At 70.7% G+C, this 22,997-nt stretch carries 22 protein-coding genes; 13 read left to right on the top strand and 9 right to left on the bottom strand.

The window, feature by feature from the left end:
• Positions 1-22: 22 nt before the first annotated feature.
• Entirely contained in the window at positions 23-493 is a 471-nt protein-coding gene (locus tag ABZ319_RS18005) for a DUF4442 domain-containing protein (protein ID WP_354987541.1), read from the top strand.
• A 393-nt stretch (positions 494-886) separates the two neighbouring features.
• Here the strand turns inward: ABZ319_RS18005 and ABZ319_RS18000 are convergent, their stop codons facing one another.
• Complete coding sequence (locus ABZ319_RS18000; RefSeq protein ID WP_354987540.1) at positions 887-1,894, bottom strand: aldo/keto reductase; 1,008 nt, start codon at positions 1,892-1,894, stop codon at positions 887-889.
• Between the two features lie 101 nt (positions 1,895-1,995).
• Between ABZ319_RS18000 and ABZ319_RS17995 the strand changes: the two genes are divergently transcribed.
• On the top strand, positions 1,996-2,838 hold the full coding sequence (locus ABZ319_RS17995) for a helix-turn-helix transcriptional regulator (protein ID WP_354987539.1): 843 nt from the start codon (positions 1,996-1,998) through the stop codon (positions 2,836-2,838).
• 357 nt (positions 2,839-3,195) lie between these two features.
• Here ABZ319_RS17995 and ABZ319_RS17990 read toward each other — a convergent pair whose 3' ends face one another.
• The 3 genes from ABZ319_RS17990 to ABZ319_RS17980 are packed head-to-tail and all read right to left on the bottom strand — an operon-like array spanning position 3,196 to position 4,976.
• Positions 3,196-4,182, bottom strand: a complete 987-nt coding sequence (locus ABZ319_RS17990) for a pirin family protein (RefSeq protein WP_354987538.1) — start codon at positions 4,180-4,182, stop codon at positions 3,196-3,198.
• Positions 4,179-4,490 (bottom strand): GNAT family N-acetyltransferase, encoded by a 312-nt coding sequence (locus tag ABZ319_RS17985; protein ID WP_354987537.1) that lies wholly within the window; start codon positions 4,488-4,490, stop codon positions 4,179-4,181. Before ABZ319_RS17985 ends, ABZ319_RS17990 begins: the two co-directional genes overlap by 4 nt.
• A 3-nt stretch (positions 4,491-4,493) precedes the next feature.
• Positions 4,494-4,976 (bottom strand): carboxymuconolactone decarboxylase family protein, encoded by a 483-nt coding sequence (locus ABZ319_RS17980; protein WP_354987536.1) that lies wholly within the window; start codon positions 4,974-4,976, stop codon positions 4,494-4,496.
• Positions 4,977-5,107: 131 nt separating this feature from the next.
• Here ABZ319_RS17980 and ribA point away from each other — a divergent pair, with 131 nt between their 5' ends.
• On the top strand, positions 5,108-5,728 hold the full coding sequence (ribA, locus tag ABZ319_RS17975; protein ID WP_354987535.1) for a GTP cyclohydrolase II: 621 nt from the start codon (positions 5,108-5,110) through the stop codon (positions 5,726-5,728).
• Between the two features lie 276 nt (positions 5,729-6,004).
• On the opposite strand, the gene ABZ319_RS17970 is transcribed toward ribA, so the two are convergent.
• Both ABZ319_RS17970 and ABZ319_RS17965 read right to left on the bottom strand, forming a co-directional pair.
• Positions 6,005-7,015: an aldo/keto reductase gene (locus ABZ319_RS17970; RefSeq protein ID WP_354987534.1), complete on the bottom strand. Its 1,011-nt coding sequence runs from the start codon at positions 7,013-7,015 to the stop codon at positions 6,005-6,007.
• On the bottom strand, positions 7,012-7,461 hold the full coding sequence (locus tag ABZ319_RS17965; protein ID WP_354987533.1) for a MerR family transcriptional regulator: 450 nt from the start codon (positions 7,459-7,461) through the stop codon (positions 7,012-7,014). Before ABZ319_RS17965 ends, ABZ319_RS17970 begins: the two co-directional genes overlap by 4 nt.
• 169 nt (positions 7,462-7,630) lie before the next feature.
• Between ABZ319_RS17965 and ABZ319_RS17960 the strand changes: the two genes are divergently transcribed.
• Positions 7,631-7,831, top strand: coding sequence for a hypothetical protein (locus ABZ319_RS17960; protein WP_354987532.1), 201 nt, complete (start codon positions 7,631-7,633; stop codon positions 7,829-7,831).
• Between the two features lie 22 nt (positions 7,832-7,853).
• Here ABZ319_RS17960 and ABZ319_RS17955 read toward each other — a convergent pair whose 3' ends face one another.
• Complete coding sequence (locus tag ABZ319_RS17955) at positions 7,854-8,345, bottom strand: histidine phosphatase family protein (protein ID WP_354987531.1); 492 nt, start codon at positions 8,343-8,345, stop codon at positions 7,854-7,856.
• Between the two features lie 229 nt (positions 8,346-8,574).
• On the opposite strand from ABZ319_RS17955, the gene ABZ319_RS17950 reads away from it, so the two are divergent.
• The gene (locus ABZ319_RS17950; protein WP_354987530.1) at positions 8,575-10,245 is read left to right on the top strand and encodes an FAD-dependent oxidoreductase; all 1,671 of its coding nucleotides are present in this window, start codon (positions 8,575-8,577) and stop codon (positions 10,243-10,245) included.
• Between the two features lie 417 nt (positions 10,246-10,662).
• On the opposite strand, the gene ABZ319_RS17945 is transcribed toward ABZ319_RS17950, so the two are convergent.
• Positions 10,663-11,208: a hypothetical protein gene (locus tag ABZ319_RS17945; RefSeq protein WP_354987529.1), complete on the bottom strand. Its 546-nt coding sequence runs from the start codon at positions 11,206-11,208 to the stop codon at positions 10,663-10,665.
• Between the two features lie 113 nt (positions 11,209-11,321).
• Positions 11,322-12,095, bottom strand: a complete 774-nt coding sequence (locus tag ABZ319_RS17940) for an acyl-ACP thioesterase domain-containing protein (protein WP_354987528.1) — start codon at positions 12,093-12,095, stop codon at positions 11,322-11,324.
• A gap of 183 nt (positions 12,096-12,278) precedes the next feature.
• On the opposite strand from ABZ319_RS17940, the gene ABZ319_RS17935 reads away from it, so the two are divergent.
• The 8 genes from ABZ319_RS17935 (at position 12,279) to ABZ319_RS17900 (ending at position 22,997) form a co-directional block, all read left to right on the top strand.
• Complete coding sequence (locus tag ABZ319_RS17935) at positions 12,279-14,435, top strand: protein kinase (RefSeq protein ID WP_354987527.1); 2,157 nt, start codon at positions 12,279-12,281, stop codon at positions 14,433-14,435.
• Between the two features lie 604 nt (positions 14,436-15,039).
• Positions 15,040-16,014 carry an NADPH:quinone oxidoreductase family protein gene (locus tag ABZ319_RS17930; protein ID WP_354987526.1) on the top strand — a complete coding sequence of 325 codons (975 nt, stop codon included), beginning with the start codon at positions 15,040-15,042 and terminating at the stop codon, positions 16,012-16,014.
• A gap of 51 nt (positions 16,015-16,065) precedes the next feature.
• Positions 16,066-17,178: a winged helix DNA-binding domain-containing protein gene (locus ABZ319_RS17925; RefSeq protein WP_354987525.1), complete on the top strand. Its 1,113-nt coding sequence runs from the start codon at positions 16,066-16,068 to the stop codon at positions 17,176-17,178.
• A 480-nt stretch (positions 17,179-17,658) separates the two neighbouring features.
• Positions 17,659-19,023, top strand: a complete 1,365-nt coding sequence (locus ABZ319_RS17920; RefSeq protein ID WP_354987576.1) for an amidohydrolase family protein — start codon at positions 17,659-17,661, stop codon at positions 19,021-19,023.
• Between the two features lie 117 nt (positions 19,024-19,140).
• Positions 19,141-19,923 carry an ABC transporter ATP-binding protein gene (locus ABZ319_RS17915; protein ID WP_354987575.1) on the top strand — a complete coding sequence of 261 codons (783 nt, stop codon included), beginning with the start codon at positions 19,141-19,143 and terminating at the stop codon, positions 19,921-19,923.
• On the top strand, positions 19,923-20,765 hold the full coding sequence (locus ABZ319_RS17910) for an ABC transporter permease (protein ID WP_354987524.1): 843 nt from the start codon (positions 19,923-19,925) through the stop codon (positions 20,763-20,765). The genes ABZ319_RS17915 and ABZ319_RS17910 overlap by 1 nt, the downstream gene beginning before the upstream one ends.
• Before the next feature lie 58 nt (positions 20,766-20,823).
• A complete protein-coding gene (locus ABZ319_RS17905; RefSeq protein ID WP_354987523.1) occupies positions 20,824-21,987 on the top strand; it encodes a nitrate ABC transporter substrate-binding protein in 1,164 nt (387 codons plus the stop codon).
• 23 nt (positions 21,988-22,010) lie between these two features.
• Positions 22,011-22,997 carry a 2-oxoglutarate and iron-dependent oxygenase domain-containing protein gene (locus tag ABZ319_RS17900; RefSeq protein ID WP_354987522.1) on the top strand — a complete coding sequence of 329 codons (987 nt, stop codon included), beginning with the start codon at positions 22,011-22,013 and terminating at the stop codon, positions 22,995-22,997.

Raw genomic sequence — 22,997 nt, 5'->3', positions numbered from 1 at the left:
TTCGCGGTCGACAGGAGATGCGATGGACAGCGCCACCATGGGTGATCTGGTGATGGCCGGCTTCAAGAAGCTGGGCTTCATCCAGTTCACCGGTATCGACGCGGTGGACTTCGCCGTCGGCCGCAATGTGGTGAGCATGGCTCCCAAACCGGAGCACCTCAACCACAACGGCGACATCCACGCGGCCCTGCTGTTCGGCATGGCCGAGACCGCCGCGATGGGCGCGTCCATCTCCGGCATCGTGGATCTGATGGGCGACACCTTCATCGTCGCCCGGGACGGGAAGATCGAATACCTGGCCCGCGCGAAGGGCGAGGCCGGGCCGTTCCTGGCCACGTCGGAACTGAGCCCGGAGATCGTCGCGCAGACCCGCGCCGACATCGCGGCGGGCGTGGAGATCGAACTCGTCGTCCCGGTGACCATCACCGACACGACCGGAAAGGCCGTCGCCTCGGCGGCTTTCACCGCCGTGATCCGCCCGCGCCGCAAGTAGTCGGCACGCCGCTGTGCGGTGCACCGGTCTCGAGCCGCCCATCGTGACGGGGCCGGTGGGCGTCGGGCCGAGCCCGCTCGGCGGGTAGCCCCGGGTGCGCTCGGCGAGCGTCGGTCCCCGCAGTGGACTGCTCGTCGGTGCACGTGCCCGCCTCGCAAATTGTTCCGCACGCTGCTGTGCGGTGCGCCCGACCCGGGCAGCGCACTGCGGCCGGGTCGATCAGCGCGTCGGTGCTGATCCCACCCGGCCGCTAGCCCCATTGATCGCCAGGCCCACCTAGTAGTTCGCCGGGTGCGTGGCAAACACCGCCTGAGTCAACGGGTTTGCCCCGTCGCCCTGCGTTGCCGGGTCTGCTGCCCGCGGGCCGCAGGGTCCGCCGCGCGTCGGACGAAGTCAGCGCTCGCTGTCCAGCATCGCCAATTGCGCCGCGGCATAACGATCTCCGGCGACCCGATCGGCCGGCGCCGCGCCCTCGATGGCGGCCAACTCCGCGGCGGTGAGCCGAATATCCAGTGCGCCCAGGGCTTCGGCCCAGCGCTCGGGCCGGCGCGCGCCGATCACCGGCACGATGTCGGAGCCCTGCGCGAGCACCCAGGCGATGGCCAGCTGGGCCACGCTCACCCCGTGCCGTTCGGCGACGGCGGCGAGTTCGGCGACCAGGCGCAGGTTCGCGTCCAGGTTCTCGCCCTGGAAACGCGGGCTGTGCGCCCGGAAGTCGTCGGCGGCCAGCGGTGCGCCGGTGCGCAGCGAATCGCTCAGCAGCCCGCGTGAGAGGACGCCGTAGGCGGTGATGCCCACGCCGAGTTCCCTTGCGGCGGGCAGGATCTCGGACTCGATCCCGCGCGAGATGAGCGAGTACTCAATCTGCAGGTCGGCGATGGGATGCACGGCGGCGGCGCGCCGCAGCGTCTCCGCGCCCACCTCGGAGAGTCCGATGTGCCGCACGTACCCGGCCTCGATCAGCTCCGCGATGGCCCCGACGGTCTCCTCGATGGGCACATTCGGGTCCAGCCGCGCGGGCCGGTAGATGTCGATGTACTCCACGCCCAGTCGCTGCAGCGTATAGGTGAGGAAGTTGCGGATGGCCTCGGGCCGGGTGTCCACGCCCCCGAATCCGCCGCCCGGCGCGCGCAGCGCGCCGAATTTCACGCTCAGCGCGTAGTCCTCGCGCTTGCGCTCCTCCAGCGCGGTCCGCAACAGCTGCTCGTTGTGCCCCGCGCCGTAGAAGTCGCCGGTGTCGATCAGGTTGGCGCCCGAGTCCAGCGCTGCGTGCACGGTGGCGATGGAGACGGCGTCGTCACTGGCCCCGTACATGCCGGACATACCCATGGCCCCGAGCCCGAGGCGGGAGACGGTGGGCCCGGTGCTGCCGAGCCGGACGGTGTCGATGTGCTTGGTCATGGGAACAACTCTGCGCCCGCACGCCCCGGACCGGCAGAGACGCGCTATCGGGGGATAGCGGGTCCCTGGCTGGGGTGGCGCGGGAGGAGGACAGTGGGGGAGTGAACCGCGACGAACTCGCCGACTTCCTGCGCCGCCGGCGCGAGGCCCTGCAACCGGCCGCCGTCGGGCTGCCGCCGGGGCTGCGGCGGCGCACCCCCGGCCTGCGCCGGGACGAGGTCGCGCTGCTCGCGGGCATGTCCACCGACTACTACACGCGTCTCGAGCAGGCGCGCGGCCCGCGCCCGTCCACCCAGGTGCTGGCCGCCCTCGCGCGCGCCCTGCGGCTGTCCGACGGCGAGCGCGACCACCTCTATCACCTGGCCGGGCAGCAGCCGCCCGCCCGCGGCGGCGACACCCACGTCGGGCCCGGCATCCTGCACGTGCTGACCAAGCTGGACGACACCCCCGCCTGCGTCATCTCCGATCTCGGCGAGGTCCTGGTCCAGAACCGGATGCACACCCTGCTCTCCGGGGATTTCTCGCACCGCCGCGGCCTGGACCGCTGCCTGCCCTGGCTCTGGTTCACCGCGCCCGACGAGCGGGGCCGATTCCCGGCCGAGGACCACGACGCCATGGGCCGCCACCACGTGGCCGGCCTGCGCGAGGCCGCCGCCCGCCGCGCGGGCGACGCCGACGTCACCGAACTGGTGACTCGCCTGCACGCCACCGGCCCCGAGTTCGAAGCGCTGTGGAACGAACACGAGATCCGCGATCCGGGCGGCTATGTCAAACGCATGATCCACCCGGAGGTCGGCCTGCTGGAGCTGGTCTGCGAACCCCTGCTCACCCCGAGCTCCACCCGCCAGCTCCTGGTCTACTACCCGAAACCCGGCACCGACACCCAGCAGAAACTCGACCTGCTCCGCGTGATCGGCACCCAAACCCTCACCACCCGAACCTGATTCGACCCGGGCCGCGCCGATGCCGAAGGCTGCTCCGGCGTGTGCGCCCAATCTGACCTGTGCATCCGGTTGTCGCGTGCAAGCAGCCGGTAGGCCGGTTGCGTGAACGTGGCCGAGCACAGTCGTCGCGCCCGTCGTGGAGCGCAGCGACCCGCGCGGCGGCGGCACTTTCCGACGCCTGGCGAGAGTCGAGTCCGCACGGGAGAACACGTGAAGCTCCGGGGCGTGGCATCCCGCACCCGACCTATGTCGGAATTCGCACGATACCTCGCGACGGTGATCGAGCCTGCTTGCGGCGGAACGCATTCGGCCCCGGAGCGCTGCTCCGGGGCCGAAATTTCTTACGCGAGCCAACTCTCAGTCGTGTCGCACGCCCGTGTGCCGCTTACGCGGCTTCAACCGCCCGCCGGGCAGGGGCGGGGCGGGGATCCGCTCATCGGGGGTGTGCCCCGCGATATCGGGGAATCGCCCGAGATCGTGGTTCTCCCAGTCGTTTCGGGCCGCCTCGATCTCATCGTGACTGCGCCCCACGAAGTTCCACCACATGACCAGATCCTCGGCCAGGGGCTCGCCGCCGATCAGCAGCAGGCGCGCGCCCTCGGTCTCGTGCAGCCGCACCTCGGTGCGGTCGCTGCCCAGGTACAGCAGCGCGCCCGGCTCGGCCCGGCTGTCCTGCACCAGCAGCCCGCCCTCGACCACCAGGACCGCGTACTCGAACTCCGGGTTCAGCGGCAGCCGCACGTCCGTGTCCGGGGCCACGCGCAGGTCCGCGCCGACGATCGGGGTGTAGGCGATGGCGGGGGAGGTGACCGCGCCGAGGGTGCCGATCAGCACCGTGCCCCGCACGCCCGGCAGCTCGAACTCCGGCAGCTCCCGATGCTGTTCGAAATGCGGTGCCACCCAGCGACTCTCGTCGGGCAGCGCGATCCACAGCTGCAGACCCGCCCCGGACTCGTGCCCGGCCACCCGGTACTCCGAGTGCGCGATGCCGCGGCCCGAGGTCATGATGTTCAGCTGCCCGGGCGCGATCTCCACATCCGATCCCACCGAATCGCGGTGCCGGATGCGGCCGTCCAAAGGCCAAGTGACCGTTTGCAATCCGATGTGCGGATGCGGTTCGATGTCGTGTCCCGCCGGATTGGCGGCGGAACCGGAGCCGAAATTGTCCAGGAAGCACCACGCGCCGACGGTGGGCAGATCCCGCTGCGGCAGCGTCCGGAACACGGTGACCCCGCGCACCCCGCCGAGCGGAACCTCGCGCGCGGGAAAGAATTCCGCGCGCGGACCCGGCCGCCCGGACGCCTCGCACAGCGCGGCCTCCGGATTCGGCTCCAGGTCACTCATCGTTTGATGCCCTTGCCGACGACGTGCGCGTCGTACTCCGGATGCTTGTCCAGCCACGCCTTGATGAACGGGCAGCGCGGCACGATGACCCGCCCGCGCGCGATCACGTCCTCGATGGCGTCGTGGGCCAGGACGCTGCCCAGTCCCTTCCCGCCGAACGCGGGGTCGATCTCGGTGTGGATGAAGACGGTGTCGTCATCGCGCTCACGGTATTCGGTGAACCCGGCGAGCGAGCTCCCGTACCACACCTCGTATCGGTGTTGTGATTCATTACGGACGACGGCGGCCGCCACGGCCTGTTCGCTCATTGTTCAGTTCTCCTTCCGCACCCGCACCGGATGTTTGCTCAGAATCGATACGCGATTGAACGCGCCGATGGTCGTCGCGGCCCAGATGAGGACAGACATCTGGTCATCCGACAAATGTTGCCGCGCAGCAGCATACTCATCGTCGAGGACTTCCTCGGCCGGTAACGAAGTCACGGTTTCGGAAATGGCGAGCGCCGCGCGCTCCTGCTCGGTATACAGGTGCGGACTGCGCCGCCACGCGGCCAGCACCGACAATTGCTGCGGGGTGACGCCCGCCTCGAGCGCGGCCCGGGAATGGACGTCGAGGCAGTAGGCGCAGCCATTGAGCTGGGATACCCGCATATTCACCAGCTCCATCACCGCCCGCCCCAATTCGACCGCCGCGGCGGCATTGCGGACCGCCACCGCGACGCTGTTCAACGCGTGAAAGACCTCGGGCGTCTGCTTGTCCAGCCAGACGCGGTCGTGAAGTACAGGGGACTGCATAGTGGGGGAATCGTAAGCCGAGAAGCTGAACCGTGCCCTCCGGTCTGGAAATTGCGCGTGGCGTGGAATATCGGCGGTCGCCGCGCGGTTGCGAACCGAACGGAATGACTCACTCTCAGTTCGGAGCGGACATGGGCCCCTTCTCGACCGGTGACGCGCAGGTCCGCACGCGGGTACGCATACCGCTGACCTTCGCGGACGGCTACGCCACCACCGCCGAGGCGGTGACTTTCCGGGGGCTGGCCGACGATCGCGAACACCTCGCGCTCGTGCTGGGCGAGTCCGCCGAGACGCCGCTGGTGCGCCTGCATTCGGAATGCCTCACCGGCGACGTGTTCGGCTCGGCGCGCTGTGACTGCGGACCGCAGTTGCGCGAGGCCGTGGAGTTGATCAGCACGCGCGGCGGCATCCTGCTGTACCTGCGCCAGGAAGGCCGCGACATCGGGCTGTACAACAAGCTCGACGCGTACGCGCTGCAGGATCAGGGCCTGAACACCTACGAGGCCAACGCCGCGCTGGGCCTGCCCGAGGACGCTCGCGACTACACCGCCGCGGCGCAGATGCTCGCCGCGCTCGGTGCCGGCGAGCTGGATCTGCTCACCAACAACCCGGAGAAGGCGCGCCAGCTGCGCGCCCTCGGGGTGGCGGTCCGCGAGACGGTCCCCACCGGCGTCCACGAGACGCCGGACAACCTGCGCTACCTGCGCGCGAAGATCGAGCACACCGGGCACACGATCAGCCTGGCGGGCTGAACACCGCATCGCGCCGCGAGCCCGCCCCCGCCGGAAACGGCTGGGGGCGGGCTCGATTCGTGGGTGCGGTGCGGTGTGGAGGATCGGTGAGGCGAACCGCAGTTCGGCGTGTTGTCGCGATGGACGGCCCATGCCGCCGCAGCCACAAGGCGGCCCGCCTGCTCGACGCGGTCATACGTGACCGGGCGGTCATGCGCGACCGACCGGCGAAGTGGGGGACCGGGCGGCCACGCGCGACCGTGCCCCGCTCAGCCGGTCAGCGCCCGGCGCACAACGCTATTCGCGTCCGGCGGAGGTGAAGCTCATGTCCGCGTAGCGATCTCCAGCGACCTGCCCGGCGATCGGCTCCAGGGCCGCGAGCTCGCCGGCCGTGAGGACGACCGTCGCCGCGCCCACGTTCTCCGCGACGCGGGTGCGGCTGCGGGTGCCCGGGATCGGCACCACGGGGAGCCCGTGCACCCGCGCGCGCGAGTGCACCCAGGCCAGCGCGACCTGTGCCGGGGTGATCCCCTTCGCCTCGGCGATCGCCCGCAGCGGGGCCAGCAGCTCGAAGTTGCGCTCCGCGTTCTCCCCCGCCAGGCGCGGGAAGATCCGGCGGATATCACCCTGTGCCAGTTCACCGTTGGTGGACACCCCGCCGGTGAGGAAGCCGCGCCCGAGCGGCGAGTACGGCACGAAGGTGACCCCGAGCTCGGCGGCCGCGGGCACCACGGTGTTCTCCACGTCGCGGGAGAACAGCGACCACTCCGACTGCACGGCGGCGATCGGGTGCACGGCGTATCCCTCGCGCAGTTCCGCGCCGGTCACCTCGGACAGGCCGAGCTGACGCACCTTGCCCGCCGCGACCAATTCCGCCAGGACGCCGACGGTGTCGGCCACCGGCACGCCGTCCTGCTTGCGGTGCATGTAGTACAGGTCGATCACGTCGACGCCGAGCCGGCGCAGGCTCGCGTCGACGGCCCGGCGGATGTAGTCGGGGGAGTTGTCGACACCCCGGTAGGCGGGGTCGTCGGCCTTGCGGACGATGCCGAACTTCGTTGCCAGCGTGATCTTCTCGCGATTCGCCGCGACGAAATCGGCGAGGAATTCCTCGTTGTGCCCGCTGCCGTAGATGTCGGCGGTGTCGAACAGCGTCACCCCGAGCTCCAGGGCCCGCTCCAGGGTGGCCCGGGCCTCGGCGGCGTCGGTGGGTCCGTAGAACTCGCTGATCCCCATGGCGCCGTAGCCCTGCGCGCCGACCTGGATCTCGCCGAGGGCGGTGGTGGGCAGAATCTGGGTGTCGGTCATGCCGGTTTCCCTTCGCTAGCGCGCGTTGCCGTCACGGTCCGCCAGTCGGCTCCGGGATTGCCCTCGTAGAGGGCGATCTTGCAGTCGAGGACGGCCACGGTCTGTCGGAGTTCCTCGATCCGGTCGAGCACCTCGGCCCGGGTGCGCCGGAACATGTCCAGGCGTTGCGGGAAGGTGTGATCCCCGGCGCGCACCAGCTCGGCGTAGGACACCATGTCCGCCACCGGCATTCCGGTGCGGCGCAGCTTCCCGATGAGAGCCAGCCAGTCCAGATCGCGCGCGCTGAAGCGGCGCTGCCCGGAATGATCGCGGCCCACGTAATCCATCAGGCCGATGCGCTCGTACCAGCGCAGGGTGTCCCGGGTGAGCCCGCACCGCTCGGAGACCTCTCCGATGGAATACCGCGGTCGCTCGTAGTCGGGGGCTTCCCACGCTGGTGCGTTCACCGGTCTCGCCTTTCTCTCGGAACAACAACGACGCTAGCCACCTGGAGTGCACTCCAAGCAAGCCCGATTCTGCCGAGATTTCCGCGCCGTGGCGACCCGCCGGGGCAGCGGGGGTGCGAGGTTCTCCTGTGCACGGCTGTGGATGGATTCCGCGCCTACTCTGGTGAACATGTCCAAAGAGATTGATCGGGTCCGGGCGCGATCGGCGCTGGCGACCGTCAAGGAACAGCCGGTCATCGCCGCCATCGCGGCGCTACCGGTCGTGGTTGTCCTGGGTGTGGTGTGGGCGCTGCTGGGGTTCTTCCCGGCGCTACTGCTCCTGCTCGTGTTCGGCGGCGTGGTCGTGGTGCGCGGCAAGCTGCTGAAGTAGCCCGGCCCGTGTCCGGCGTGCGCTAGCGCGCGATGTGGAAGCGCACCAGCTCGCCCGTGCCCGGGTCGATCGCTGCCCAATCACGGTCGAATTCCAGGACCGCCAGCGCGGAGGTGGGGAACTTCCGGCTCAGCTCCTCGGCGGCCGCGGAGTCGCGATTGCTCGCCAATTCCCATGCCGTCCACGGCATTCCGGGGGAGTGGCCGACGATCAGCAGCGTCTGCACCGCCGGATCGGTGAGCTGCGCCAGTTCGATGAGCGTGTGCGGGGACGCCTCGTAGATGGACTCCTCGAACGTCACCGGGGCGTCGATGCCGGTGGCCGTCAGGGTTTCGCGCGTGCGCTGCGCGGTCGAACAGCACACCGCGTCGATACGCGGCTGGGTCTCGCGCAGCCAGTCGCCCGCGATCGCCGCCTCGCGCAGCCCGCGCGGAGCGAGCGGCCGCTCATGGTCCGCCACGCCCTCCGGGTAGCCGGATTTGCCGTGACGCATCAGGATGAGGGTCCGTGCCATGGCCACAACGGTAAGCCCACCCGCGCGGAGTCCGGCCGAGACGGGGCCAGGAACACCGGATTCCGCTCCCGGCGAGAGACGGGACTCACACTCGAGGCACACTAGGGGAGGCGTCACACCTAGTGCGTACTGGCGCTCAACCCCCGCATATATTAGAACGTGTTCTACCCGCCCTGCTCGAACCCCGAGCGGAGTAGCACCACGCGACTGTTTCGAGGATCTGCGAGATATGGCCTATGTGATCACGCAGCGTTGTTGCAACGACGCCAGCTGCGTTCCCGAGTGTCCGGTCGATTGCATTCGTCCCACTCCCGAGCAACGGGAGTTCGCGTCGACCGAGCAGCTCTATATCGACCCCGATACCTGTATCGACTGTGGCGCGTGTGTGGACGCCTGCCCGGTCGACGCGATCTTCTCGGAAGATGATCTGCTCTCGTCTCTGGCCCGGTTCCGCGACATCAACGCTTCCTACTTCGTCCGGCATCCGCTGGAGTCGAACTTCGAGCCCCTGGTGCCGCCCACCCGCGCGCCCAAGGATCGCGGCACCCTGCGCGTCGCCATCGTCGGCGCGGGCCCGGCCGCCTGCTACGCGGCCGAGGAACTGCTGCGCCGCGCCGACGTCGAGGTGGAGCTGTTCGACCGGCTTCCCACCCCGTACGGCCTGGTGCGCGCGGGCGTCGCGCCGGACCACCCGGGCACCAAAGCGGTAGCGGGCCTGTTCGAGTCGGCGTTCCGGCGCGACGCGCTGCAGTACCGGCTGAACGTCGAGGTCGGCAAGCACATCAGCCACGACGAGCTGGTGGCCCATCACCACGCGGTGATCTACGCGCACGGCGCGTCCACCGATCGCCGCCTGAACGTGCCCGGCGAGGATCTGCCCGGTTCGCACTCGGCCACCGAGTTCGTGGCCTGGTACAACGGGCATCCGGATTTCGCGGATCGCGAATTCGACCTCTCGGGCGAGCGCGCGATCATCGTCGGCAACGGCAACGTGGCGCTGGACGTGGCGCGCGTGCTCACCGTCGATCCGGATGTGCTGGCCAAGACCGACATCGCCGATCACGCCCTGGACGCGCTGCGCCGCAGCAACATCCAGGAGGTGGTGGTGCTCGGCCGCCGCGGCCCGCTGCAGGCGGCGTACACCTCGCCGGAGTTCCTGGCGCTCGCGCACCTGAAGAACGTCGACATCATCGTCGATCCGGACGAGCTGGCGCTGGATCCGTCCAGCCAGGCCGAGCTGGACGATCCCGAGGTCGAGCCCTCGCTCCAGCTCAAGTACACCCTGGCGCAGGAGTACGCCGCCCTCGCGCCCACCCCGGGCCGCAAGCGGATCGTGTTCCGGTACCTGGTCTCGCCGACCGCCGTCACCGGCGACGGCAAGGTCGAGGGCCTCGAGTACGTGCACAACGAGCTGGTCGAGGAGAACGGCCGCCCGGTGGCCTACGCCTCCGAGCGCACCGGCAGCCTGGACGCCTCGCTGGTGCTGCGCTCGATCGGCTACAAGGGCAAGGCCATCGCCGACATCCCGTTCGACGAGAGCAACGGCGTGGTGCCCAACGAGCACGGCCGGGTCGTCGACGCCGACGGGCAGCCGCTGCAGGGCATCTATGTCTCCGGCTGGATCAAGCGCGGCCCGCGCGGCGTGATCGGCTCCAATCGGGTCGATTCCCAGGAGACCGTGGATCAGCTCATCGCCGACTTCTCGGCGGGCACGCTGGCCGCGCCCCAGGCGGATCGCGCCGCCCTGGACGCGCTGCTGGCCCAGCGCCAGCCCGAGGCCATCGGCCGCGACGGCTGGAAGGCGATCGACGCGGCCGAGCGCACCGCGGGCAAGGCCGCCGGCCGCCCCCGCGTGAAGTTCACCAGCCTCGAGGATCTCCTCAAGGCCGCCAAGGGCTGACGCCCCCGGCACGAACACGACTGTGGCCCACCGGTTTCCCGGTGGGCCACAGTGCTGTCCGCGCTCGCCCCGAAATTTCGCCCGCCCGGCGGCCGCCCCATAGAACGGCCGTGCCCATCGGCCGCGGACTCGAGATGCCCTGCCGAACCACGGGTTTCGGTTGGACCCGAGACGCGGTCGGCAACCGGCCGACGCGGGGATCCGGCCGATCTCGGGCCTCGGCCGCCGCAAGCGACCGATCGATCGAGCCGGCATTTCCGGTCGAACTGGGTCTAGGCAGCCGCGGGTGACCGATCAACCTGCGGTTTCGGACGAGCCCGAGGCGCGGGCGACCCGAGGGATCCGACCTGACCGCGAACCCGGTTGACGGCGCGACGAAGGCCACCGAACCTGGCGCGCCGCAGGGGAGTTCGGGCGTCAGTTCGCGCGCAAGGCGATCACCAGGCCGTCCTTCGCACACATCGACGGCACGGCCGGATCGGGCTGGGCGTTGCAGTTCCAGCCGTCGATCGTCGCCACGTCGGTGTCGCTGATGTTCTGGGCGTACTCGCTCGCCACGTCGATGGCCTCGGTGCAGCCGACCCGGCCCGCCTCGGTGCCCACCGCGATGACGTGCCGGGTGCCGCCGCCCGCGTCGGTGACCGGGCCGCAGTTCACGTCGTCGATGATCGGGCTGGGCACGGGGGAAGTCGTCACCGGCGCCGTGGTGGGGACGGGTTCGGTCGTGGTCGCCGGTGGGCTGGTCGTCACGGGTGGATGGGTCGGGCTCGGCGGCGGCAGCGGGGCCGCGGACGGGCCGACCAGTTTCGTCGCGCTCGCGGGGGCGGTCGTCGTGGTGGTGGTGATCGTGGTGCTCGCGCCGGTGGTCCGGCTGTCCGCGGAATCGCTGTCCGAGCCGCAGGCCGTGAGCGTGACGACGAGCGCGGGGGCGGCCGCGAGCAGAGCGAGGTGAGCGAGGCGCATGGGCGATCTCCTGTTCCCGATCACCGGATGCGATCGGCTCGCCGCAGAGTGTGTCAGGCAAACTCTTGGCTACCGAGCCTTTCGGCGGGCATGTCCCGGAGATGTCGCGCCGCTCAGCTCGGCAGCGGCCCGATCCGCACCGTCGTGGTGGTGACCCCGCCGACCACGAACCACAGTCGCAGCACCGGATGCCCGGTGCGGTCACCCGCTTCGTAGCGCGACCGCACGCTGATGTGCTGGCGCGCGAGCACCGGCGCGATGTACTCGATCACCGCGCGGTGCGGCCCGGCCACCAGCTTCGGGTAATCCACCAGGTACTGCTCGATGGCCTGCCAGTACGCGGCGTTGTTCACGTGGTTGTACTGGTCGATATCGGTGGCGCGCACCGGGAACGGCATATCGGTGTCGGACTCGGGCGGGGTGTGGTCGACCAGCCACGGCCGCCAGCGCAGCCGGTGTTCCTGGGTGGTGCGGGCCAGCTCGGCCAGGCCCTCGTCGCTGATGCGGGTGGGCATGTTGGTGAATTCGTTGATATTGATCCAGAAGCCCTCGGTCTCGATGAGACCGCCGTTCTCACTGGTGATCCGCACCCGCATGTTGGTCCAGCGCGTCGACATCGCCGAGCACCAGCGGCGCAGCTCGATCCGGTCCGGCCAGTGGATCGGACGCACCACGTCCACGACCGTCCGGCGCACGATCCAGGCCGGATCGGTGCGATGGAAGAACCCGGAATGCATTTCCTCCCAGGCGATGTCCTGCAGATAGCGGGCCACGGCGTCGAACCGCAAGCGCTGATAGGGATCCACGTCGCCGGCCCGGACGGGCCACGCCGAGGCGAAGCCCATGCCCTCCTGGGGAAGCGGGGCGAGCGGCTGATCGTGTGACACTGGTGCTCCTCGCGCTGCATCGCCGCGGATCCTGTGAACCCGGGCGTGCCGCGTTTCGTGCGGTGCTTGCTGAGACATGACTTTACGCAGGGCACGGCCGGTGCGCGCGCGGCCCCGTAGCCTTTGCCGTTGCGGCCCCGTAGCCTTTGCTGTTGTAGATCCACGGCAGGGGAGGCGACGCCGGTGCCCGCAGGCGCTAGGGCTGGTTCGCGGTTCGGACAGTACGAGTTGCGACGGCTGCTCGGTGTGGGCGGAATGGGCGAGGTCTACGAGGCCTACGACACCGTCCGCGACCGCGTGGTGGCCCTGAAACTGCTCGCCGTCGAACTCGCCGGCTCACCCACCTATGTGGAGCGCTTCCGCCGCGAATCCCGCACCGCCGCACGCCTGCAGGAGCCGCACGTCATCCCCGTGCACGACTGGGGCGAGGTCGACGGCGTGCTCTACATCGACATGCGCCTGGTGCGCGGGCGCGATCTCAAGGCGCACCTGCACGAGCGGGGACCGCTCACCCCGGCGCAGGCCGTGGCCGTGGTGGAGCAGATCGCCGCCGCCCTGGACGCCGCGCACGAGAGCGGACTGGTGCATCGCGACATCAAGCCCGCCAACATCCTGCTGACCGGCGATTTCTTCGCCTACCTCGTCGATTTCGGCATCGCGCACACCGACTCGGACGCACAGCTCACCGTCACCGGCAGCGCCATCGGCTCCTTCGCCTACATGGCCCCCGAACGCTTCGAGCACGACGCCGCGGTCACGACCTCCGCCGACATCTACGCGCTGGCCTGCGTCTTGTACGAAAGCCTCACCGGCCGAATCCCGTTCACCACCGACAGCAACCTGGCCACCATCCGTGCCCACATGCTGACCCCGCCCCCGCGCCCCAGCCACCGCCCCGGCGTCCCGGCCTCCTTCGATCGTGTCATCGCGACCGGTATGGCCAAGGACGTGCCCGACCGCTACATCTCGGCCGGTCAACTGGCCCGCGCCGCCCGCGCGGCCCTGCTCGGCGCCGATCCGGGCGACGCCACCCGCGCCACCCCGCCCGGCCCGCCCCCGGCCCCGCCGCGCGCGCACCCCACGCGCGTGCAGGACCCGTCCGGGCCGTTCGCAACTCCAACGGGCGTTCGTCCGGCAGGCGCCGGTACGGCAGGCGCCGGTACGGCAAGCGCCGGTACGGCAAGCGCCGGTACGGCCGGTGCGGGTGCGGCAGGCGCCGCCCCCGCAGGTGTGGGTCCGGCAGGTTCCAGGCCGGCAGGTGTGGGGTCGGCAGGTTCCGGTCCGACAGGTGGGGGTCCGGCAGGTTCCGGTCCGACAGGTGGGGGTCCGGCAGGTTCCGGTCCCGTCGCCGGTGGTCCCGAGGGCTTCCGCCCGGGCGGGGTGGACCACACGCCGCGACCCGGCGCCGGTCGAGCTCCGGGCGCAAGGGACTCTCCCGAGCGGCCCGGCGCCGGCCCCGTTCGGGGGTCGGATGCCCTCGGCAGGCAACCCGCTGCGGCGGAACAGGTTCCGGGACCGGCCGGGTACGGGCCACCACCGGGCGGCGTCGGCCGAATCACGCGCCAGGGCGGCGCGGCCGGTTCGGAGTTCGGCGGTCAGCCCGCGCGGTCCGGCGAATACCGCACGCCGCCGGGAGATTACGCGCGCTCGGACACACGATCCGCTCCCGCGCCGGGCGGCGCTCCCGCCCGGGCGCCGGGGGAGTACGACGTCACCCTGCACCGGGCGTCGGGGTACTCCGCGCCGATTCCGCTCGCGCGGCCCGAACACCCCTCCGCGCCATTGCCGTTGCCGCCGCGGGAGCGCGGGTCGATGCCGCTGATCGTCGGCATGCTGGCCGCGGTCGTGGTGCTGCTGCTGGCGGCGGTGGGCTGGTTGCTGCTGTCCGGCGGCGGGGACGGGCCCGGCGGGTCCGGCGGCACCTCGGAGATCGCGCAGCCCGGGCAGAGCACCGGGCCGGGGCGGCCCACGGCGGTGGTCCCCACCACCCTGGCCCCGTTCACCGGGTCCGTGTCCGGCTCGGACGCACAGGGTTTCGTCGGCACCGCGGGCGCGCGCTGCAACGCCGACAACCCCGCCATGGCGGTCGGACGCACCGCGTCCTCCCGAATCGTGGTGTGCCGCACCGGCGCCGGTCGGTTCTACTACAAGGGCGTGCGGATCAGCGACGGTGCGGGCATCGCCCTGGACGATCCGGTCCCGGACGGCTCCGGCGGCTACACCGTCGTCAACCCGGTCGACGACACCCGCTACCGGATCACCCCCTCGGCCCTGACGATCTCCCGCGACGGCGCCACCCTCGCCGACGAGGCGATGATCGAATACTCCTATCGCGGCTGAACCCCCGCGCCTCGTGAAATAGGTCCGCTGCCCGCCCCGCCCCGGTAGCGGACGCCGGCGCAATGACCCGGGTCGGCCGATTCCGCTTGCCCGTTTGCGCGCTCGGCCGTTTGCCCGCTCGCCCGTTTGCCCGCTCGCCCGCTTGCGCGCTCGGCCGCTTGCCCGTTCGCCCGCCCGCCTTCGTCGGCTCCCGGCGGCCGTGTGACTGCCCGTCCGCACCTGCCATCGGCTCGTAGCGACCGCGCATCCATCGGCCCGCGCGGGCGCGGCCGCCTCCGCTTGCCCGCTTACTCGCTCGGCCGCCTCCGCTTGCCCGCTTACTCGCTCGGCCGCTTGCTCGCTTGGCTGTTCGCTCGTTCGCCCGCTTGCCAATTCGCCCGCCCGTCTTCGTCGGCTCCCGGCGGCCGTGTGACTGCCCGTCCGCACCTGCCATCGGCTCGTAGCGACCGCGCCTCCGCCGGCCCGCGCGGGCGCGGCCGCCTCCACCGAACCCCTCTTCCGCGCGGCCGAACGCGTGAACGTGCCCGGCCGCTGTTGTGTGAACCCCGGTATCGGTTAGGTTCGGGTGAGTACCCGCAAGTGGGATTGATCGGAGTTGATCGGTATGCGCGCAGCCGTGGTGAGCAAGCTCGAAGGCCCGGAGTCCATCGAGGTTCTCGATGTGCCGGAGCCCGCGGCCTATCCCGGAGGGGTCGTCATCGACGTCCACGCGGCGGGGATCGCGTTCCCGGATGTGCTCATGACCCGCGGCCTGTACCAGATGAAGCCGGCGCTGCCCTACGTCGTGGGCTGCGAGGTCGCGGGCATCGTGCGCGAGGCCCCCGAGGGCGCGCACGTCAAGGCGGGCGACCGCGTGGTGGCGCTGACCCTGCTCGGCAACGCGGCCGCCGAGGTCGCCGTCGCACCGGTCGACATGGTGTTCGAGCTGCCGGACAACGTCTCCCTGGAGGCCGGCGCGGGCGTGCTGTTCAACGACCTGACCGTGCACTTCTGCCTGACCAAGCGGGGCAGGCTGGCCCCGGGCGAGACCGTGCTGGTGCACGGCGCGGCGGGCGGCATCGGCACCTCGACGCTGCGCATGGCGCAGGCGCTGGGCGCGGACCGGGTGATCGCGGTGGTGAGCACCGAGGAGAAGGCCGAGGTGGCCCGCGCCAACGGCGCGACCGACGTGGTGCTGACCGACGGCTGGCTGGCGGCGGTCAAGGAACTCACCGGCGGCCGTGGCGTGGACATCGTGCTCGATCCGGTCGGCGGCGACCGCTTCACCGACAGCATCCGCTCGCTGGCCTCGGGCGGCCGCGTCCTGGTGGTCGGCTTCACCGCCGGTGACATCCCCACCGTCAAGGTCAACCGGCTGCTGCTCAAGAACGTCGAGGTCGTGGGCGCGGCCTGGGGCGAATGGGTGATGACCCATCCGGGCTACCTGCGCGAGCAGTGGGCCGAGGTCGCCCCGCTGCTTGCCAACGGCAAGGTCGCGCCGCCGGAGCCCGCGCTCTACACCCTCGCGCACACGGCCGAGGCCGTCTCGGCCCTGGACAAGCGCACCGCCACCGGCAAGGTCGTCATCACCCTGCGCTGACGGTGCGGTGGGCACGACACTCGCGCCGCGGTCCCGTAACGTGCCGCAATTGTGAAGCTGTCCACCCGGGTTCTGAATCGCACACTGCTGGCGCGCCAGCACCTGCTCGAGCGGGCCCCGCTCACCGCGCCGCAGCTGTGCGATCACCTCGTCGGCCTGCAGGCCCAGGACACCCTGCCGCCGTTCCTCGCACTGTGGAGTCGCACAGCCGATTTCGACCCGGCCACGGTCACCGCCGGGCTCGAGGATCGCTCCCTGGTCCGAATCACCCTGATGCGCGGCACCATTCACCTGGTCACCCCGCCGGACGCGCTGCGCATCGCCCCGCACATCCAGCCCGAGCTCGAAAAGATCCCGTTCCGTAAGGGATTCAACTTCGGCGCGATGGTCGGGCTGGACCCCGCCGAGGTGCGCGCGCACGGCGAGGCGCTGCTCGGCGACGAGCCCATGTCCGCCGCCGACATGCGCGCGCACGCCGCCGCCCTCTACCCCGACCGGAACGCGGGCGCGGTCCTGCAGACCTGGCTGTACCAGCTGCCGGTCCTGCAGACGCCGCCGCGCGGGCGCTGGAAGGACAGCAGCCGCCCCGTCTGGTCCCGCGTCGAACCCTGGCTCGGCGCACCGCCGGACCCCGACTACCCGCTCGAGGAACTCCTGCTGCGCTACCTGCGCGCCTTCGGTCCCGCCACCACGATGGACATGCAGACCTGGTCCAAGCTCACCGGCATCAAACCCGCCGTGGACCGCCTGGGCGACCGCGTGCGCACCTACACCGACGACCGCGGCCGCACCCTCTACGACGCCGCCGACGCGGAACTGACCGACCCGGACCACCCCGCCCCGGTCCGCCTGCTCGGCTGGTACGACAACCTCCTGCTCTCCCACCAGGACCGCACCCGCGTCATCCCCGACGGCGCGCCCCCACCCCTGCGCGAGGCCGCCAACCAGGTCTCCCCGGTCCTGATAGACGGCTTCCTCCAGGGCATCTACAAGATCTTCACCACCGCCACCACCGCCCGCCTCCGCATCATCCCACGCTCGACATGGACCGCCGCGCAACGCACCGAGGTGGAATCCGAGGCCGCGTCCCTGCTCGCCTTCACCGACCCCGACCGAACCCCCAGCATCGAGATCCTCACGCCCGGTGCGGCTCTCAAACCCTGACCGGCGCCGCGTCCCTCGAATCCCGCCCGCCGCCACAGTTCTCGGGCCCCGGCCGCCGCGACGCCCGTGAACTGTGGCCGGGGCCGGGGCTTTGCGACCCGTGCTGCCGCGACGCCGGCCCGGTGTCCGGCGGACGTTCCCTCCGAAGCCCGTCCGTCGCTACAGTTCTCGAGACTCGGCCGCCGCGGCCGGTTGTGAGATCCGACAGCCGCCCCATCTCGAGCTCCGGCCTGCATGGTCGAGTCTCGAACTCTCGGGCCGCACGGTTTGTGCACAACTCTCCCCAGCTGTGGATGCCTGTGCACAACGGCGCGCACCGATCCGTCCGCCGGCACCCGGCGGTAACCCCCGGGAAACACGGCCTCGCTACGCTCGCGGGCACGGCGTTCATGGCTGCAACGGACGTCGCGCACCGTCGGCACCCGGCGGGCTAACCAGCCGCATTTCCTGGAGGAATGCCGCATGGGCAGCCGTATTTCCATGTCCGCCGTCATCGGGGACGTCACCGTGTACGCCGCGACCCCCGCCGGACCGCAATGGTTGCCGGGGCAGGACGTCGTCGTGCGCGACGGCCGGATCGTGGCCATCGGCCCGAACACGGGCCGGAACTCCGTCGCCACCGCGAACCACGGCTTCGCCGGCGCGGCGGCGACTCTGCCCCGAATCGACGGGGGCGGTGGGTATCTCGTCCCCGGGTTCGTCAACACGCACACGCACCTGCAGCAGTCGATCCTGCGCGGGGCGGGGGAGGGTCTGCCGCTGCTCGAATGGCTGCACTGCGTGGGTGAGTTCACCGTCGCCGCCACGCCGGAGCAGACCTATCTCGCGGCGCTCGCGGGCGGGCTGGAGCTGCTGCGCAGCGGAGTCACCACGGTCGTCGAGCACATGTGGCCGAGCGGCTCCGAGGCCGTGCACGACGCTGCCCTGCGCGCCCTGGACGAGCTCGGCATCCGGGTGGTGTTCGGGCGCGGCGTCGCCGACCGCGCCGACCCCACCCGCAAGTGGGGGATGGATCCGCGCCTGCTGCAACCGCTTCCGGAGGTGCTCGCGCACATCGACGAACTGGATCGGCGCTGGGCGGGCACCCGCATCGGCATCGCGCACGCCGTGCCGAACCCGCGCTGCCTCACCCCGGACGGCATGGCGGCCGTGCGCGAGCACGCCGACCGCACCGGCAAGACCATCTCCATCCACCTGCTCGAGACCGACACCGACGAGGACATGTGCCGCCTGCACGCGGGCCGCTCGGCCGTCGACTACCTCGACGACGGCGGCCTGCTCGGACCGCGCACGCTGGCCGTGCACTGCTGCCGCCTGGACGCGCACGGCCGCGCGGTCTTCGCCGAACGCGGCGTCGCGGTCTCCTACAACCCGCTGAGCAATATGCGCCTGGGCAGCGGCGTCGCCCCGGTTCCGGACATGCTGGCCGCCGGCATCGGCGTCGGGCTGGGCGTGGACGGCGCGGCCAGCAACGACACCCAGGACATGCTGCTGGCCCTGCGCATGGGCGCCTACCTGCAGCGGGTGACGCACCGGCGCGCCGATCTGCTGGGCTTCCACGACATGATGCACATGGCCACCCGCGGTGCGGCCCGCGCGCTCGGCGATCCGGCCACGCATTCCGGGGTGGCGGTGGGCGATCCCGCCGATCTCACCCTCGTGCGCTTCGACCGCGACTTCGCCTGCCTGCCGGTCCGCGACCCGGGCGCCGCGCTGCTCACCACCGCGTCCCCGCGCGTGGTGGACACGGTCTGGGTGGCGGGGGAGGCCGTGATCCGCGACGGCCGCAGCACCCGCGTCGACGAACGCGAACTGACTAGGCAGCTGAATAACATGCAGTACTAGTTAATAAACTGGAAACAGCGACACGATTGCATGTAATCCACATCGACAACACTGATCTCACGCACACGATGCACGCAGTACGAGTGAGAGAAGGTGGGTGCGATGGTCCTACGGGACATGGTGCGCGATCCGGCCGGAGCTCCGGCCCGGCCGCGACCGGATACGGAGATTTCCTTCGCCGGAATCGGAAAGCGCTACCCCGGTGCGGGTTCCGGTGAGGTGGTCGCACTCACCGATATCGACCTCGAGGTCGGGCGCGGCGAATTCGTCGCCGTCGTAGGCCCTTCCGGCTGCGGCAAGTCCACGCTGCTGCGCCTGGCCGCCGGTCTGGAGCAGCCCAGCGCGGGAACCGTTGCCGTGCACTCGGATTCGGTCGGCTTCATCTTCCAGGAAGCCACCCTGCTGCCGTGGCGCAAGGTGCTGCGCAACGTCGAGCTCAGCGCCGAGCTGAGCGGAATCGACCGCGCCACCCGGCGCGAGCGCGCCACCCGCGCCCTGCACGCGGTCGGCCTGGCCGATTTCGCGGGCACACTGCCCGGCCGGCTCTCCGGCGGTATGCGGATGCGGGTCTCGCTGGCCCGCGCGCTCGCCCTCGAGCCCCGGGTGATGCTGCTCGACGAACCCTTCGGCGCCCTGGACGAGATCACCCGCCTGCACATGCAGGAGGAACTGCTGCGCCTGTACCGCGACAACGCCTTCAGCGCCCTGTTCATCACGCATTCGGTGTCCGAGGCGGTGTTCCTGGCGAACCGCGTGGTGGTCATGTCCGCCCGGCCCGGTCGCGTCCACGAGGTCATCGACATCGAGCTGCCGTATCCGCGCGAGCGCGATCTGCGGTTCGAGCCCGCCTACACCGACCTGGTGTCACACGTGTCCCGTTCCCTGAAAGAAGCCTGCTGATGGTCGGTCTCGCCGTTTCCGCCGCCCCGGCGCGCACCCGGACCGTGCGCCGCGTCCCCGTCCCGCGAATTCTGGGCCGCCTGCTGGCGCCCCTGGTCTCGGCCGGTCTCGCCCTGTCCGCCTGGTATCTGGTCTCGCTGGTGCTGCTGGCGCCGGACCGCCGCTTCCTGCTGCCGCCCCCGCACGCCGTCTTCGCCGAATCCCTCAGCGACCCGGCGAAACTGGAGGTCATGCTGCGCGCGCTGGCGGTCACCGCCCGGGTCGCGGTGACCGGGCTGCTGTTCGCCGCGCTGATCGGCGTCGCGATCGGGGTGCTGATGAGTCAGGCCAAGGTCGTCGAACGCGTCGTGTACCCGTACGCGGTTGTACTGCAAGCCGTTCCGGTGCTGGCGGTGGTGCCGCTCATCGGCCTGTGGTTCGGCTACGGCCTCACCGCCCGCACCATGGTCTGCGTCCTGATCGCCGTGCACCCGATCATCGCCATGACCCTGTTCGGCATCCAATCGGTCGATCGCAACCTGCGCGAGTTGTTCGCCCTGGGCCGCGCGAATCGACTGCGGCGCTTGATCTCCCTGGAACTGCCCGCCGCCCTGCCCTCCATCATGGCGAGCCTGCGCACCGCCGCGGGCCTCGCGGTGACCGGCGCGGTCATCGGCGACATGTTCTTCGCCAAGGGCCAACCCGGCATCGGCACGCTGCTCGACAACTACCGCTCCCGCCTGCAATCGGAGGACCTGCTCGCGGCCCTGCTGCTGGCCGCCCTCTTCGGCGTCGCGGTATTCGCGATCTTCACCGCCGCCCAGCGCCTCACCGTCGGCCGCTGGCACGCCTCGGGGCGCTGAACGAACCCGGCGCACAACCGCTTTCCGCACCACCCTGTCGAAACCCCCTGGAGAACCCATGCACAACCGTCTACAACGCCTGGGGACGACCGCGCTCGCGGCACTGGTCGTCGCCACCGGCGCCGCCTGTTCGAGCACCGAATCCGACGTCGCGGCGGTGCAACTCCCGCCCGCGCCCGCCGAACAGCAGCTGGCCGGGCTCTGCCCCGCCACCGTGGCGGTCCAGCTGCAATGGGAACCCGAGACCGATTCCGGCCCGCTCTTCGGCCTGCTCGGTCCCGGCTATCGCGTCGACTCCGACGCCAACAAGGTCACCGGCCCGCTCGTGGTGGACGGCAAGGACACCGGCGTCGACCTCGAACTGCGCGCCGGCGGCCCGGCCATCGGTTTCCAGACCGTCCCCTCGCAGATGTACGTCGACTCCTCGATCACCCTGGGCCTGACCCACTCCGAACACGCCATCGCCGCGGCCGCCGCGCAGCCCATCGTCGCGGTCACCACCCTGCTGCGCTACAGCCCGCAGATGCTCATGTGGGATCCGGCCACCCGGTCCGGCTGGCGCGGCATCGCCGACATCGGCAAATCCGGTGCGCCCGTGGTGGTCTCGCAGGGCCAGCTTTACCCCGAATGGCTGGTCGCACGCGGCCTGCTGCAGGCGAATCAGATCGACACCTCCTACGACAACGGCCCCTCGCGCTTCGTCTCGGATCCCTCCTTCGCCCAGCAGGGCTTCGCCAACTCCGAGCCCTACGTCTACGAACACGAGGTGCGCGCCTGGAACAAGCCCGTCGCCTACCAACTGCTGCGCGATGTCGGCTACGAGGGCTACGCCCGCACCGTGAACGTGCGCGCCGACAAACTGAACGAACTGCGGCCCTGCCTGCAGCGCCTCGTGCCCATGATCCAGCGCGCCACCGCGCAGTTCCGCGCCGATCCGGGGCCGGTGAACGACGTCGTCGTCGACGTCGTCGCCAAGAGCGCCAACTTCGCGCCCTACAGCGCGGAACTGGCCGCCTTCGGCTCCCGCGTGCTCATCGACAACGGCCTGATCGGCAACGACACCGACGGCGTCACCGGCAGTTTCGACGAAGCCCGCGTACAGCGCGTCATCGACGAGTTCGCGCCCATCCTGCGCCGCGGCGGCGCGAAGGTGCCGGACGGGCTCACCGCCCGCGACCTCGTCACCAAAGAATTCCTCGACCCGGCCATCTCCGCAGACTGAACACCCGATCGGACAGGACAGCCATGACCAGCCAGGAAACCACCGAGGTCGCCCGCGAAATGCGGATGGGCGGACTCGGCGCCGAAACCACCCGCGACATCCGCGTCATCGACCTCACCGACTTCGAGGATCGCCGCGCCGAGATCACCGATCAGCTCTGGACCGCCGCCACCGAGATCGGCTTCTTCCAGCTCTCCGGGCACGGCATCCCGCAATCGCAGATCGACGCCGTATTCGGGCACACCGCAAGGTTTTTCGCCCTCCCGGAACCGGTGAAAGCCCAGTACCCCCTCGTGAAGGCGGACAACGCGGGCTGGGAGAGCCTGAGCCAGGTGCGGCCCTCCATCGGCGTCCCCGACCAGAAGGAGTCCTACCAGGTCACCCGGCCGCATATGGACGGCCGCTGGCCCACCGCCGCCGAGCTGACCGGATTCACCGGCGCCGTACTGGATTTCGAGCACGCGTGCTGGACCGTGGCCATGCGGGTGCTGTCCTGCTTCGCCGAGCGCCTCGGCTTCGATCGCGACTACTTCACCCGCGCCCACGACCCCGCCTCCGCGCACTACCAGTCCACCCTGCGCCTGCTGCACTACTTCGCCGTGCCACCCGAACTGCGGCATGTCCCCGGCCGCTGGCGCGCCGGCGCGCACACCGACTTCGACTGCCTCACACTGCTTTTCCAGCGCGACGGCCAGGGCGGACTCCAGGTGTGCCCCGGCAAGGAGATGGACGAACAGCAGTGGACCTCGATCACCCCGTCGTCCGCGCTGATCACTTGCAACATCGGCGACATGCTCACCCGCTGGAGCGATGACCTGCTGCCGTCGAACTTCCATCGCGTGCGCGGCCCCGGCCCCGACGAGTACCAGGGCGAGCGCTACAGCATCGCCTATTTCGCCCAGGCCGACCGCGACGCGGTCATCCAGGGCCCGCGCGCCGCCTATCCGCCCGTGACCGCCGCCGACTTCCTGGCCGAGCGCGTGCGGGCCAACTACCGCCCGCGCGGGTAA

This window comes from Nocardia sp. NPDC005978 (genome assembly GCF_040614455.1).
Taxonomy (GTDB): domain Bacteria; phylum Actinomycetota; class Actinomycetes; order Mycobacteriales; family Mycobacteriaceae; genus Nocardia.
The sequence above is the reverse complement of the archived record's forward strand: the minus strand, read 5'-3'. Positions and strand labels throughout refer to the sequence as shown.

Bases quoted from the DNA above. Each gene is read 5' to 3' on its own strand.
- ABZ319_RS18005 (WP_354987541.1), top strand. From the start codon at position 23: ATGGACAGCGCCACCATGGGTGATCTGGTGATGGCCGGCTTCAAGAAG.
- ABZ319_RS18000 (WP_354987540.1), bottom strand. From the start codon at position 1,894: ATGACCAAGCACATCGACACCGTCCGGCTCGGCAGCACCGGGCCCACC.
- ABZ319_RS17990 (WP_354987538.1), bottom strand. From the start codon at position 4,182: ATGAGTGACCTGGAGCCGAATCCGGAGGCCGCGCTGTGCGAGGCGTCC.
- ABZ319_RS17985 (WP_354987537.1), bottom strand. From the start codon at position 4,490: ATGAGCGAACAGGCCGTGGCGGCCGCCGTCGTCCGTAATGAATCACAA.
- ABZ319_RS17980 (WP_354987536.1), bottom strand. From the start codon at position 4,976: ATGCAGTCCCCTGTACTTCACGACCGCGTCTGGCTGGACAAGCAGACG.
- ribA (WP_354987535.1), top strand. From the start codon at position 5,108: ATGGGCCCCTTCTCGACCGGTGACGCGCAGGTCCGCACGCGGGTACGC.
- ABZ319_RS17970 (WP_354987534.1), bottom strand. From the start codon at position 7,015: ATGACCGACACCCAGATTCTGCCCACCACCGCCCTCGGCGAGATCCAG.
- ABZ319_RS17960 (WP_354987532.1), top strand. From the start codon at position 7,631: ATGTCCAAAGAGATTGATCGGGTCCGGGCGCGATCGGCGCTGGCGACC.
- ABZ319_RS17955 (WP_354987531.1), bottom strand. From the start codon at position 8,345: ATGGCACGGACCCTCATCCTGATGCGTCACGGCAAATCCGGCTACCCG.
- ABZ319_RS17950 (WP_354987530.1), top strand. From the start codon at position 8,575: ATGGCCTATGTGATCACGCAGCGTTGTTGCAACGACGCCAGCTGCGTT.
- ABZ319_RS17945 (WP_354987529.1), bottom strand. From the start codon at position 11,208: ATGCGCCTCGCTCACCTCGCTCTGCTCGCGGCCGCCCCCGCGCTCGTC.
- ABZ319_RS17930 (WP_354987526.1), top strand. From the start codon at position 15,040: ATGCGCGCAGCCGTGGTGAGCAAGCTCGAAGGCCCGGAGTCCATCGAG.
- ABZ319_RS17920 (WP_354987576.1), top strand. From the start codon at position 17,659: ATGTCCGCCGTCATCGGGGACGTCACCGTGTACGCCGCGACCCCCGCC.
- ABZ319_RS17915 (WP_354987575.1), top strand. From the start codon at position 19,141: ATGGTGCGCGATCCGGCCGGAGCTCCGGCCCGGCCGCGACCGGATACG.
- ABZ319_RS17910 (WP_354987524.1), top strand. From the start codon at position 19,923: ATGGTCGGTCTCGCCGTTTCCGCCGCCCCGGCGCGCACCCGGACCGTG.
- ABZ319_RS17905 (WP_354987523.1), top strand. From the start codon at position 20,824: ATGCACAACCGTCTACAACGCCTGGGGACGACCGCGCTCGCGGCACTG.
- ABZ319_RS17900 (WP_354987522.1), top strand. From the start codon at position 22,011: ATGACCAGCCAGGAAACCACCGAGGTCGCCCGCGAAATGCGGATGGGC.